Origin of the sequence: Lysinibacillus piscis (genome assembly GCF_026012395.1) — a bacterium.
Lineage (GTDB): Bacteria > Bacillota > Bacilli > Bacillales_A > Planococcaceae > Lysinibacillus > Lysinibacillus piscis.
This window is the reverse complement of the sequence record NZ_BRZA01000002.1, coordinates 1,157,729-1,170,351: the sequence shown is the minus strand read 5'-3', so window position 1 is coordinate 1,170,351 and position 12,623 is coordinate 1,157,729. Positions and strand designations below refer to the sequence as shown.

11 protein-coding genes are annotated in these 12,623 nt (G+C 38.2%); 8 read left to right on the top strand and 3 right to left on the bottom strand.

Features of this window, described 5'->3' with window-relative positions:
• The first annotated feature begins 15 nt into the window (after positions 1–15).
• Positions 16–783 carry a nucleotidyltransferase domain-containing protein gene (locus OPF91_RS12245; RefSeq protein WP_264989034.1) on the top strand — a complete coding sequence of 256 codons (768 nt, stop codon included), beginning with the start codon at positions 16–18 and terminating at the stop codon, positions 781–783.
• A gap of 327 nt (positions 784–1,110) precedes the next feature.
• Here the strand turns inward: OPF91_RS12245 and OPF91_RS12240 are convergent, their stop codons facing one another.
• The gene (locus OPF91_RS12240; RefSeq protein WP_264989033.1) at positions 1,111–2,322 is read right to left on the bottom strand and encodes an ATP-grasp domain-containing protein; all 1,212 of its coding nucleotides are present in this window, start codon (positions 2,320–2,322) and stop codon (positions 1,111–1,113) included.
• 136 nt (positions 2,323–2,458) lie between these two features.
• Here OPF91_RS12240 and OPF91_RS12235 point away from each other — a divergent pair, with 136 nt between their 5' ends.
• From OPF91_RS12235 to OPF91_RS12210, 6 genes are all read left to right on the top strand, one after another.
• On the top strand, positions 2,459–3,844 hold the full coding sequence (locus OPF91_RS12235; protein WP_264989032.1) for a Mur ligase family protein: 1,386 nt from the start codon (positions 2,459–2,461) through the stop codon (positions 3,842–3,844).
• A gap of 15 nt (positions 3,845–3,859) precedes the next feature.
• The gene (locus tag OPF91_RS12230) at positions 3,860–5,248 is read left to right on the top strand and encodes a UDP-N-acetylmuramoyl-tripeptide--D-alanyl-D-alanine ligase (protein WP_264989031.1); all 1,389 of its coding nucleotides are present in this window, start codon (positions 3,860–3,862) and stop codon (positions 5,246–5,248) included.
• 148 nt (positions 5,249–5,396) lie between these two features.
• Entirely contained in the window at positions 5,397–5,957 is a 561-nt protein-coding gene (locus OPF91_RS12225) for an RNA polymerase sigma factor (RefSeq protein ID WP_264989030.1), read from the top strand.
• The gene (locus OPF91_RS12220) at positions 5,935–7,443 is read left to right on the top strand and encodes a DUF4179 domain-containing protein (RefSeq protein ID WP_264989029.1); all 1,509 of its coding nucleotides are present in this window, start codon (positions 5,935–5,937) and stop codon (positions 7,441–7,443) included. The genes OPF91_RS12225 and OPF91_RS12220 overlap by 23 nt, the downstream gene beginning before the upstream one ends.
• Positions 7,444–7,564: 121 nt before the next feature.
• Positions 7,565–8,575: a hypothetical protein gene (locus OPF91_RS12215; RefSeq protein ID WP_264989028.1), complete on the top strand. Its 1,011-nt coding sequence runs from the start codon at positions 7,565–7,567 to the stop codon at positions 8,573–8,575.
• A 52-nt stretch (positions 8,576–8,627) separates the two neighbouring features.
• Positions 8,628–9,167, top strand: a complete 540-nt coding sequence (locus OPF91_RS12210; protein WP_264989027.1) for a GNAT family N-acetyltransferase — start codon at positions 8,628–8,630, stop codon at positions 9,165–9,167.
• Between the two features lie 323 nt (positions 9,168–9,490).
• Here the strand turns inward: OPF91_RS12210 and OPF91_RS12205 are convergent, their stop codons facing one another.
• Positions 9,491–10,414, bottom strand: coding sequence for a C40 family peptidase (locus tag OPF91_RS12205; RefSeq protein ID WP_264989026.1), 924 nt, complete (start codon positions 10,412–10,414; stop codon positions 9,491–9,493).
• Between the two features lie 161 nt (positions 10,415–10,575).
• Entirely contained in the window at positions 10,576–11,490 is a 915-nt protein-coding gene (locus OPF91_RS12200) for an EamA family transporter (protein WP_264989025.1), read from the bottom strand.
• Positions 11,491–11,563: 73 nt separating this feature from the next.
• Between OPF91_RS12200 and OPF91_RS12195 the strand changes: the two genes are divergently transcribed.
• Complete coding sequence (locus OPF91_RS12195; protein WP_264989024.1) at positions 11,564–12,478, top strand: AraC family transcriptional regulator; 915 nt, start codon at positions 11,564–11,566, stop codon at positions 12,476–12,478.
• Positions 12,479–12,623 lie beyond the last annotated feature (145 nt).

Here is a 12,623-nt window from a genome sequence, read left to right as displayed (position 1 = left end):
GGTGAGGATACTTTTATGGAAGATTGGAAAATAGCACTCGAAGCGTTTTTGAAAGATTGGCAGACTAGAGATGATGTAGTGGCGGCACTTGTATGTGGAAGCTATGTAACAGGAAATCCTTCGAAGCGTTCCGATATAGACGTACATATTATTTTAGCTGATGATGCCAATTGGAGAGAAAGAGGAAATCGTGTGGTGAATGGTTTTCTTATAGAATATTTTGTGAATCCACCACAACAAATTCAGCGATATTTTCAAGAGGATTTTCAGAGCCATCGCACAATGGCAATGGTGCAATTTATGACAGGCATGCCTTTATTCGATAAAATAGGTGTCATAACTGAATTGAAAGTAGCAGCCTCTGAATGGCTAAAAAAAGAATATAGTCCGCTAAATGAAACGATGTTAGAAATGAAAAAATATTCAATTTGGGATGCCTTGGATAATTTAAAGGATTGTTTTGAACAAAAAAGAGTAGATTTTCATTTTGTTTATTTCAATTCGTTGGCTGATTTATTTTCGGATTATTGTCGTTTTTTACGTTTAGAAACCATTCCTGCTTATCAAATGTATTCCTACCTTACTGATGCAACATATGGTAAAAAATATTTGAAAAAGGTTTTTCCAGATACAACATTTAAACATCTTTTTCTCCAAGCATTACAAGAAGAGGATGGACAAAAAATGGTGAAAATATATGAAGAACTAGTCAACTATGTATTGCATCAGATGGGTGATTTTTATATAGATGGTTGGCAATTAAAAAGCCCAGTTGATTTATAGGGGGGATTGCTTTGAGAATATTCGACCTTGCAGTTTCACTACCTTTACTGATCATTTCATTCGTATTTTTGGCGTTTATATTATATATATGGTTGAAAAATACAAAACTGAAGATATATATCCCTGTAATACTCTCTTTATATGGCTTCGTATTTTGTGTTTTACAAATATATGTTTTAAGTAAGGGCTTCTCAGGTATTCCTTATGTATTAATCTCTTGGTTATTTTTAATATTGCTAACATTATCTCTTTTATATGTAGTTTGGTCTATGTTTAAATTGAGACATTCATAAGAAAAGAGTGGCAATCAAATAGCCACTCTTTCTCTCACACCTTCAAAATAAATTTAATCTCCTTTGCAGCAGTCACAGCATTGTTTTTTGCCTCTGCTAATGTGTCACCCTCCGCTATAACATAGGCATAGCGATGACCCATCGACAATGGCGGTGTCAATAATGTACCTTTTTTCGGCTTCACATAAACGCCTACAACACCCTTTGTCTTCATTGCTCTATTCTTGCCAATCACCTTTTCTAAAATGCCTCTTCGTTCCACAATTACATATTTTGTATAAATAAATTTGCGATATTTTGGTTGAATCATCGGTACTTGCCCAACATGTAGCTTCAATGTTTCCTCTACTAAATTAAAGCCAAATGCAGCGGCGAGCATACGGTTCATCGCTCCTCCTGAAATACGAGGATTGATTTCAATGAGTTTCCAACCTTGCGTCGTTAAGCGCAATTCTAAATGCAGTGCTCCATTTTCAATATGTAGCGCAGTCACGATAGATTGTAGCACTTCTTCAAGACTTGTTTTCATTTCTTGTGATAGGTGGGAGAGGACACCATAGCCTGTAATGATAAAGCGTTGCCCTTGTGTAATTTCCTGCTCCATGACACCAATCAGATGGGGTTGCCTTTGATAAACAAGTGCCTCTACTAAATATTGTGGGCCATCCATATATTCTTCTAACATCACGTTCTCCTGTGGGTGCTTGCTTTGTAAAAAGGCGATATGTTGCTGAAGTTGCTGAGGATCTTTCGCTAGCAGCACATCTTTGGAGCCTGTGGATTTGGGTGATTTCACAATAATAGGGAAAGTCATATTAGCTACATATTTTTCATAGGGCTTCAATAGGACAAATTTCGGTGAATAGGACTGATTTTGCAATAACCTTCTTGTTTGTTCCTTGTCTTCCATGATTTCAATGGCTGTAGAAGATGTGACATTATGGCAAAATTCATCACAAAGCATGGAGGCGATATGCACAAAAGGGTCTACAAAGCTGACAATGGATTGAATCGATAAACCAATACGTTGGAGATGATCAATTTCGTCTTTCATTGCATCTATATTCGATGTGTCAATCAACACCATTTTATGAATATCGGGGTAGGTTCGCCGTTGCTCTAGCTGTTTGGCATTATTGGTGAAAAGAACAGTAAAAAAACCTAATTTTTCGGCTGCTTTTGTTGCTTCCCGACTGGAACCTGATTTATTGGTTCCAATAAAAATAATCGTTTTCAGATAGAACACTCCTTTAACTAGTACTGAGCTACGTATTCTATGTATATGTACATAACTAGCCTTTTTCTAGTTATGTATCTTGCCTAAATCCAAGCAACTTGCATAAATCGGTCATATAGTAGAAAAGAAGGGAGCGTGAAACGTTATGAAGCCTCTTTCAGTGAAGCATTTGACAAGTAGGATAGCAGGTCAGCTTATACAAGGAGAGGAAGAACTACTGATTCAGCATGGGGCTTATCGTTTAAAGCAAGTGAAAAGGCCCTATACAGCATTATTTACGAATAAACGTATTGTGAATTGGAAAAAATTAGAGCCGTTTTTTCCATTTATTTTAATTACGGATTGGCATTATAATCGGCAGGAACTTCCAGAGCAACTTGTATTAATTCAAGTAGTGAATACGGAGGAAGCCTACTGGCAATTTGTATCATTTTATCGCAGTCAATTTACAATCCCTATTGTTGCAATTACAGGCACATCTGGGAAAACAACGACAAAGGAAATGATTAAACATGTGCTATCCGTAGAAAAAAATGTGACTGCTACAACGCTTAGTAGTAATTCTCGCACCGCTTCACTCCAATATTTGCTAGGGATTGATGAGCAGACGGAAGCGGCAGTATTTGAAACGGCAGTTGGCTCGCCAGGGGATGTGCGTAATGCAGGGAAATACTTCAAACCAACCATTGGCATTATTACGAATATTGGTGCACACCATCTGAACTATTGTAAAACATTGGATGGCTATATACAGGCGAAGGCAGAAATGTTAGAGATTTTGGAGCCAGATGGTGTACTCATCATTAATGCAGAAGACCAGCATACACAGAAAATTGATTTGACGACTTTTCAAGGACGTATTATCAAAATAGGTAGACATCCATCCTGTGATTTTCGAGCAAGCCATATCCGATATAGTCAGCACGGTATGCAGTTTTACTTACATTGTCAGCAAAGTGTTTATAAAGTATTTGTGCCAGGCTATGGTGAACATCAAGTGTATAACGCACTTGCCACGATTGCCGCAGTCGATGCGATGGATGTCCCAATTTTAGTTGCGATTAAACAGCTTGCATCCTTCCGTCGATTAAATAAGCAATTGCAAGTAGTCGAAGGACTAAATGGCTCTGTGCTGATTGACGATACGTGGAGCATTACCACAACCTCTTTAGAAGCGGCATTGAAGGTGCTACAAGTATTAGGGCAAGGCAAGCAGAAAATAGCAGTGATTGGCACGATTACCGATTTAGGCTCATGGGGATATATTGTGCATGAGCAAGCAGGTGAATTAATTCAGCGGATTGGTGTAGATGTGCTTATTACCATAGGGGAGCATGCACGCATTATGGCGGACCATGCCGTAAAGCTAGGGTTTAAAGGACGTACCTATTCCTTTAAAAATAGTATACTGGTTTATCCATTATTGCAGGATATGATGGATGAGAAAAGTGTTGTGTTAATTAAAGGTGATATGTATAGCAAGCAAGTAGCCAATTTAGCGAAGGAATTAGCGCAAAAAAAGCACAAGTAAGGAAGGAGGACATTTTTGCAACCGATTAGTGTGAGGAAAATTCAACAGGTCGTCAAGGGAGAATTAGTGAAGGGCTCTGAACAGTGGTCCATCAAACATGCGATTTATTATCAACGTCATGACTTAACTCATAGCCATACAATGCTGTTTGTAAGTAAACATGAGCCCATCCATTGGCAAACATTTCAGCAATATGAGCCTGTGCTAATTGTAACGGATAAGCCACTGACAGAATTGCAGGACGTCCACACCAATGCAACGATTTTGTATGTGAGAAGTCTTGTGCAGGCTTATTGGCTTTTTTTAGATTATTATCGCAAGCTCTTTCAAATCCCTGTAGTAGCGTTAACGGGTACATGTGGTAAAACAACGGTGAAAGAGATGATGAAACATATTGCAAGTCAGGAGTGGGCTGTGCAGGCATCAATTAGTAGTAAAAACGAGCCACGTCAGTCACTACCTTATTTAACAGGGATTGATAAGCAAACAGAGGCAGCGATATTTGAGCTAGGGCTAGGCAATACAGGCAATATTAAGCATCAATGTATGATTTATCAGCCGACCATTGGCATTATGACCAATATTGGTGTCCATCATTTAGATGGCTGTAAAAATTTAGCGGGTTATATTAAAGCAAAGGGAGAGCTACTAGAGGGTATTCGGCAAGGAGGGACATTGATTATTAATGCAGATGACCGGAATATTCAGCAGCTACCGATTAGTAGCTTTCGTGGAAAAGTGTTCACATTTGGCTTGCAAGTGGCAGCCGATTATCGAGCTACTCAAATTCAATATAGCAAAAAAGGTATGACCTTTATGCTGCATTTCGGTGATGATACGTACAAAGCATTTGTGGCAGGCTTTGGCGAACATCAAGTATACAATGCACTTGCAGCGATTGCAGGCTGCCATCGAATGGGACTGTCACTTCCGACAATCTTAGCACATTTACGCACATTCCAACCAATGGCAAGGCATTTAGAAGTGGTCACAGGTGTTAATGGTAGCATGATTATTGATGATACATGGACAAATAACCCAACTTCGATTGAGGCAGCTTTAAAGGTACTAGGTACGATGGGCAAAGGGAAAAAAGTAATCGTGATTTTAGGTGATATTAAACGCTTAGGGCAATTTGAAGAGAAGTATCATCGTGAAATTGGAACATTACTTGCTAAACAAACGGTTCATACCTTAGTGACAATTGGCAAAAAGGCAGAGTTTATCGCCAAACAAGCACAGCAAGACGGCACAATGGCGGAGGTACATTGCTTTAAAGACGCAAAGGATGTGCTTGAATTTTTGAAGCCAAAGCTCGATAAAGGAAGTATCGTGCTTGTCAAAGGTCCGATGTCTAGTCGTTCGATGATTGATTTTGCGAAAAGATTAAGGGCACAAGAATAGATGATGAGGCTATTCAGTTTTCTGAGTAGCCTTTTGTTGATGTAACGGATAGAAATTTCCAAACAAACGGCTAGCTATATATTTTTTAGGAGCAATTGAAATTTTTACATAACTAAACTCGTTATAGTAAGTGAAAGGGGGAGTTGACTTGGACGAACAAGCCGTTATTCAAGATGTGTTAGCAGGAAATAAGCAAGCGTATACACATATTATCGAACAGTATAAAAATCCACTCTATGCAACCATTTTACGCATGACAAGGCAACCACATCTTGCGCAGGATCTTGTACAGGAAGTATTCTTTAAAGTATATGAGCAGCTTGGTAAATATGAGGCAACAGGCTCATTTAAAAGCTGGCTATATCGCGTGGCTATCAATCATTGTTTAGATGAATTACGCAAGAAGCAGTACAAAATCCAAAATGAGCAATTCACAGAAGAGCAGCTCATTGAAGCTGAACATCCTGAAATTATTTATTTGAAAAGGGAAAAGGAGCGGCAATTGGAGCAGTTACTGAGCACATTGCCCGAACAGGAACGTATGATTTTATTGCTACGTTATAGCAATGAGCTATCATATGAAGAAATTAGTGAGCTCTTACATATTTCCTTGTCAGATGTACGCAATAAGCTACATCGCTCAAAGAAAAAGATGCGTGATGAAGTGCGAAAAGGAGGCGATTATGATGAATTGTCCAAGCGTGGATAAACTATCACAGTATGTGGACGAGTTACTGTCAGAAAATGAGCAATATACGATGAAAGCGCATATAGAGCATTGTCAGCAATGTCAGGAAATGATTACTTTATTTCAAGGGGAGTCACAATTTATAACAGACACACTGCAACAGCCTACATTACCAACTGATTTTAATGACCAAGTATTGGCACAATTAAAACCATATCAAAAGAAAAAGAGATTTTGGGCAAAAGGGCTTAGTATTGCAGCAGCTGCTATTTTGACGATAGGTATTGTTACCGCAGTTACACCAAGCTTTGCGCAGTTTGTTACCAGTTTATTTTCTACAGACAAGGTTGATCCGGGGTTGAATGAGGCAGAAAAACTAGGTTTCACAGAGCAAGTAGACTATTCTGTGACAGATAATGGCTATACATTGCAGGTAAAGGAAGTCATGGTCGATACAACCCGTATTGCTTTTACGTATAAATTGCTGGAAAATGGTCAGGAAAAATACCCATTAGATAATTGGGTATACCATAGTACAATGCAATTTGTATCAAAATCTGGAAAAGTGATAGATGGTCAGAATTTGATGCAATGGGTGCAATATATAGAGGGAGGAAGTGCGCTTGTTCAAATTGATACACCAAATGTGACCGAGGATGGTACATTAATTTGGAAAGTTCCTCAGATTAATGACAGGATGGGTAATTGGGAGCTAAAAATACCACTGTCCATTCAAAAGGCGTTTGCTGCATTGAAAAAAGTGGATTTACAGCATGTTGTATTGGAGCAAGGCAATGCTCGTGTAGCCTTTGACAGTGTGGAATACACACCGTCTGCCACAACAATCCATTATACGACAGCATATACAACACCATTTAAGGAAACGAAATTTTCTCCCTTTAGCTTTAGGTCACTAGGGTTAGATGTAGCCTATACAATTGAAGATGAACAAGGTAATGTCGTGCTATCCAACTATGTTCATCAAAATTGGTTGGGTAGTGAACGAGGGGGAGAGTTATCAGCAGATGGCCATACATTGGAAGAATCTCTTAGCTGGGAGCAGAGAGAGCGATTTAAACCAATTGATATACAGCAGCCAACACTTGTAGTAGCAGGCTTTGTCAAAGATAAAATGGTGGATGAGTCGATAACCTTCCATCCGAAAAAGCTAACAGAGCAAACACCGATTCATTATGATAATGAGTTAGTGAAGGTAGCCAAAATGGAGCTTGTGAAAGAGCTTGATTTGAGAAGAAAATGGCCGTTTATCAAGCAGAATAAGCATGTGGAACTAACGCTTGATTACAATGCTAGCAAGATTGCTGACGAATTTACGAATTGGGTACTAGAGGATGCGGAAGGAAAGTTATATGAAACGATGAGAAGCGGTGATACGTTTTATGTTTATGGACTTGATGATATCGATCAAACCTTTACATTGCATTTAACATCTGTAAAAACACTAGAAAAGCCTGAAAAACCAATACGTGTACCATTATATAAATAACGTATTCATCCCTATGACAAAATGTTCTGCTGTTATAGGGATGAATTTTTGTTTGAGATTTAATTATTTGTAATGCATCCGATATAAATGTTAAATATTATAAAAATAGGAGTGGTAGATAGTGAAAGTCATGGCTTATACGAATGCAGTGAATACCGTGCAAGGAAGGCATGTACAATCGAAGGAAGAAGAATTTTTGTCCGTAGCAAAAAAAGAGCAGGATGCTGTGACAATCGGACAGGAAGCACGCGCGTTATTCGATGCGCAAATTCAACTTCAAGATGCACCAGAAGAGATTGCTCAAAAAATAGCCTCTATGTTTAAAGATGGTGGAAAATTAAACTTTGTGGGAAGTGAAGAGCAGCTAGCAATTCGGACAGAACAGCAAGCAAGATTTGACGAGGCAATTGAGCATAATGTGTTAGCTAGCATCATTCCACATATCCAAACAAATGATAAGCTAGTCAACAGCTTAAAGGGAGCAAGCCAGCAAGTACATGATGCGACCTATTCTACAATCTCTAAAAACTTTTTAGTACGAAATATTGGTGAAATGACAGAGGAACAACGTCAAGCAATGATCTCACTTGGCTTAGAAAAAGCACAATTTATTGCAGATAACTATTTAAAGGGGCAACAGGCAAAGGATTACATGGAAGCGATGACAACGATTGCAAAATTTGCAGTCAATGGTGTGAAAAATGATGATGGTACAGTTTCCTATGCAATCGAGAAAGGTCCATTAGTAAATGCACCTGATACTTATATTCATATAGATGACCTAGTAAAAGAAGTCTCTCCTGAAAAATGGCAGAGCGTGCAAGCTAAACTAGCAGTAGCTACTGAAAAACAGGATGAGCAAGCTATTGCAGAGGCGTTCAAGGAATATCAACAACTAGCACAATCAATTTATACGAATCGATCACATCTTGTACAACAAAAAATAAAGGACTATAGTGATTGGCAACAAAATATTAAAAATACAGTGCTTCCCAAGTATTTTAGTCAGTTAGATAAAACATCGCTTAGTCATTTGATAGATGATATCAAGACAACAAATACATGGTTATCCAACGAATTTTTAGCAAAGGACTTAAAAGACTTCCAAAGATATTTGACTAGAACGCAGTGAAGTACTCACCACTTTATTTTGTGAAAAATATGCAACGAATCGGGGATAGATAATGACAACATTAGCAACAGAAAGACTATTATTACGACCATTAATGGCGGAAGATTCTGATAGGATTGAAGAGTTGGCAGGGGACTATGAGGTAGCTAAATCAACGTTAAATATTCCTCATCCATACCCAAAAGGCGCGGCGATACAGTTCATTGAAAGCATGTTAAATGCTGAGAAAAATAATACAATCATCATGTTTGCGATAATAGAGAAAGAATCGCAACTTTTAATTGGTTTGATTAACTTAAACTTATCTGCACCATATAGACGAGGAGAATTGGCGTATTGGATTGGAAAAGCCTATTGGGGAATTGGTTATGGAACAGAGGCTGCACAAGCATTGCTGACGTACGGCTTTCACCATCTTCAGCTAAATAAAATATTTGCAGCCTCCTTTACGGCTAATCCTGGTTCTTGGCGGGTAATGGAGAAAATAGGATTGAAATATGAAGGAACGTTAAAACAACATGTTGCTCGCTTTGGTCAATTTCATGATCTAGCATACTATGGCTTGTTAAAAGAAGAATTTGAAACAGTATGACCATACGTTTTATCTATATAACAAGTAGCTTGTTATATAGATTGTATAGGCTAGAAATTTAACTTCTGAAATAATGCCTTACGTGCTTCCATTTCAATTTTTTGATTACAGTCATCACATGAATATTTACCATCCCGATTTCGTTTATATTCTTGAAATTTCAGTGTACCTTCTAAAATTTTAAACTCTTGTTTGCAACAAAAACACTTCGCTAAATAGTAATACATGCTATCACCTCGTTATACTTATTTTATCATATTTGCGAAAAAAGTGTCATATAGAAAAGGCAACTTCCTACATGTGGAAGTTGCCTTTTTGTATGATTAAAATACACGCTTAGCCGTAATAAAATGCTTATCATAATAATCTGCGAGCAGTACTCTTGTAATAACACCACTTGAGCTAGGGATAACTAGACGGTGTTCACCAGCATAAATAGCAGCGAGTGCAGGTGTTTTTGAACCGACTGTACTATTAAAGAACACTAAATCGCCTTTTTGTAAATTTGCACGTGATACGGTTGTGCCAAGATTCATTTGTTCTTTCAATGTTGTAGCCCCTAGTTTTACCCCACTTTGACGATAGACAAAATCGATAAAATCAGATGCCGTGAAGCGAAGTTTTTGCTCATTTGTCACCGTGCTTACTGTTGCTATATTTTTATAAGTATAGGCATTTTCTACAATTTTATCTCCTTTTGTAGCGGAGCTTGCTGGTAGTAAAGATGGCAATACGCGACGTGCTGCAACGTAATTATCTTTATAGTAGGCTTTGCCATCTAAGTCTGAAATAATAATATTTTGCTTAGAATCTGCCATATGGATGATTTTATTATCCCCAATATACATGCCCACATGATCAGGGTCTGTACCTGTTTTTTTACTTTTAAAAAAGACTAAATCGCCTTTTTGTAGTTGTGTACGTGCAACAGCTGTACCTTGTTGTATCATATAATCCTCATTATAGGTTGCTAAATCTACGCCATTTTGTTCGAACACATACATTAAAAAGGACGCACAGGAAAATTTATATGGATAGGTTGGTTTGTATTCGGTATTACTATACTTTGCTTGACCGATTAAGCCTTTCGCTGTTTGAATTAATTGTTCTGCCTTGGCATTAACTGCTTGTGCATTCGCTACACTTGCTGCCTCTGCTTGAATAGGCTGTGTCAGTGGCTGGGCAATACCGATGCCAGATAGACCGATAGACAGTGCTAATGTAGTTGTTAGAAATCGTTTTTTCATTATTGGTTACCTCCATGTCGATTGGTTACAGGAATAATCGTAGCATGGAAGTACCCAAGTCGAATGCGGTAAATGTTACCATAAGGAAAAAGGTATCGCTGTATTGCTTGTGTGGCAAGGCTCCAGCGTTTAAATTTACAGTTTCATGACAAATGTTGCAATTATGTCTTTTTCTGAAAGGCAGTGAGGTACAAAATCATTCCTAAAATGAATAAAGTACCGATGAACTGCCAGCCACCAAAGGAAATTTTCAGCCATAATACACTTGTAACAACAGCTGTTAACGGCTCTAAGCTACCAAGTAAGCTTGTTTCTTTTGGCGATAAATGTTGGAGGCTAGCAATGTAAAACCAAAATGCTAGCATTGTACCAAAAATAATAATAAACGCAAAATACAGAAAAGTAGATATTTCCCACTGTGTCAATTGAACAGTCCAAGGTGGATGGATAAAACTCATAACGATACCGCCAATGAGCATGGACCAGCCTACGACAAGCAGTGAATGGAATTGCTGTAACAAAGGGACAGCATATAGTGTATAAAAGGCAGCTGTCACTCCTGATAAAATCCCCCAAACAACAGCAGGTATTGGTACGGCTAAGGAGGTTAAAGAACCGTTTGTTAGTAATAAAAATGTGCCCACGAGTGTGAGGGTAACAGCAATGCCATCCTGTCTTGTAATCACACTATGCTTGGTGATGAAATAGTACGCCATAATAAACAGTGGTGATAAGTATTGTAGTAATGTAGCAATCGCTGAATTACCAATAGCAATGGATGCCATATAGGTGTATTGCACAGCGAGCATACCAAAAATACTAAAAATAATTTGGCGAAAGGCACTGTTTTTAGACTGCCATATAATAAAAATAGATTGTGTGCGATAGGTTATTTTATAGACAAGCAACAATAAAATCCCTGCTAATAATAAACGACTGGAGACGAGCCAGCCGACGTCAATGGATGTGTGTTGAAATAGCTTTTGTGCTACTGTTCCACCGATACCCCAAAAACTAGCTCCTAAAATAACAAGTGCCAAACCACGCAGACGATTTTGCTGGAAGGATTGCTTCATAAGCTAACATCTCCTAAACTATCAATATAAGGTGATTATAATGAAAGAATACAAAGGGAAATAGCATTTTATCATGCATATTTATCAAAATATTGAGGTGTTGATTGGCGTGGTATTCACATATATTCAATTGGCAAAGGATTTACAAGAACTCACGATACATGGTTCAAAGGCATTCCCAGTAGCATTGTATGAGCGTGTTATGCACCTAGAGCGCTTTGATTTTGTGCCACTGCATTGGCATAAGGAGCTGCAATTTGTCTATATAAAAAGTGGGTGTGTACAGTACCGAGTGGGGGCAGAGCTGCTGATTTTAGAGGAGGGCGAGGGCTTATTTATTAATACATCAATTTTACATGAAGCAAAGCCATATCAAATGGCCCAGGCAACGACCTATTGTATCAATGTGGATACAACGTTACTTGCAGGCTATCAAGGTAGTGTGTTGGCAGAAAAATATGTACGTCCTTATGTAGAAGGGAATGTTGTACCATATATTCAATTGGCGGGAAAGGAGGCGAAGCGTATTGAGGAAGTAGCCAAACAGCTAGAGCAACAAGCCGATTTTTTTGAGCTACGTGTTTGGCAAGATTTACTGGGGCTTTGGCAAACATTATTGGCAACAGCTATGTTAAAGGTAACAATGGAGCCTTCTGTACAAGTGGTACAACAGGAGCGAGCAAAGGAAATGTTAGATTATATACATGCACATTATCAAGAAAAAATGACATTAGAGCAATTAGCGGCACATGTTTTTTTAAGTCGTGCGGAATGTAGTCGCTTTTTTAAGAAAGTAGTAGGTGTTACACCATTTACATATTTATTGCACTATCGTCTGCATACAAGTATGACATTATTAAAAAATAGTGAGGAGTCTATTACAGCGATTGCTAGTGTGACAGGCTTTAGTACAGTGAGCTATTACATTGAGAAATTTAAGGCATATACAGGCTATTCTCCTTCTGCTTATCGAAAGAGATTTTTGTGATTAGGGCGTGTCTGAAACCTACAAAGTTGGGCGCTATATACACTCAATCTCAATTTTACAAGCATCAATTTTGTACAAAAACCCCTGCCAAAAGTAACGTTTCGCCCGATTAACGGATGAATTCGCCCAATTATTCATGAAATAA

Bases quoted from the DNA above. Each gene is read 5' to 3' on its own strand.
- OPF91_RS12200 (WP_264989025.1), bottom strand. From the start codon at position 11,490: ATGAAGCAATCCTTCCAGCAAAATCGTCTGCGTGGTTTGGCACTTGTT.
- OPF91_RS12205 (WP_264989026.1), bottom strand. From the start codon at position 10,414: ATGAAAAAACGATTTCTAACAACTACATTAGCACTGTCTATCGGTCTA.
- OPF91_RS12210 (WP_264989027.1), top strand. From the start codon at position 8,628: ATGACAACATTAGCAACAGAAAGACTATTATTACGACCATTAATGGCG.
- OPF91_RS12220 (WP_264989029.1), top strand. From the start codon at position 5,935: ATGAATTGTCCAAGCGTGGATAAACTATCACAGTATGTGGACGAGTTA.
- OPF91_RS12195 (WP_264989024.1), top strand. From the start codon at position 11,564: ATGCATATTTATCAAAATATTGAGGTGTTGATTGGCGTGGTATTCACA.
- OPF91_RS12245 (WP_264989034.1), top strand. From the start codon at position 16: ATGGAAGATTGGAAAATAGCACTCGAAGCGTTTTTGAAAGATTGGCAG.
- OPF91_RS12235 (WP_264989032.1), top strand. From the start codon at position 2,459: ATGAAGCCTCTTTCAGTGAAGCATTTGACAAGTAGGATAGCAGGTCAG.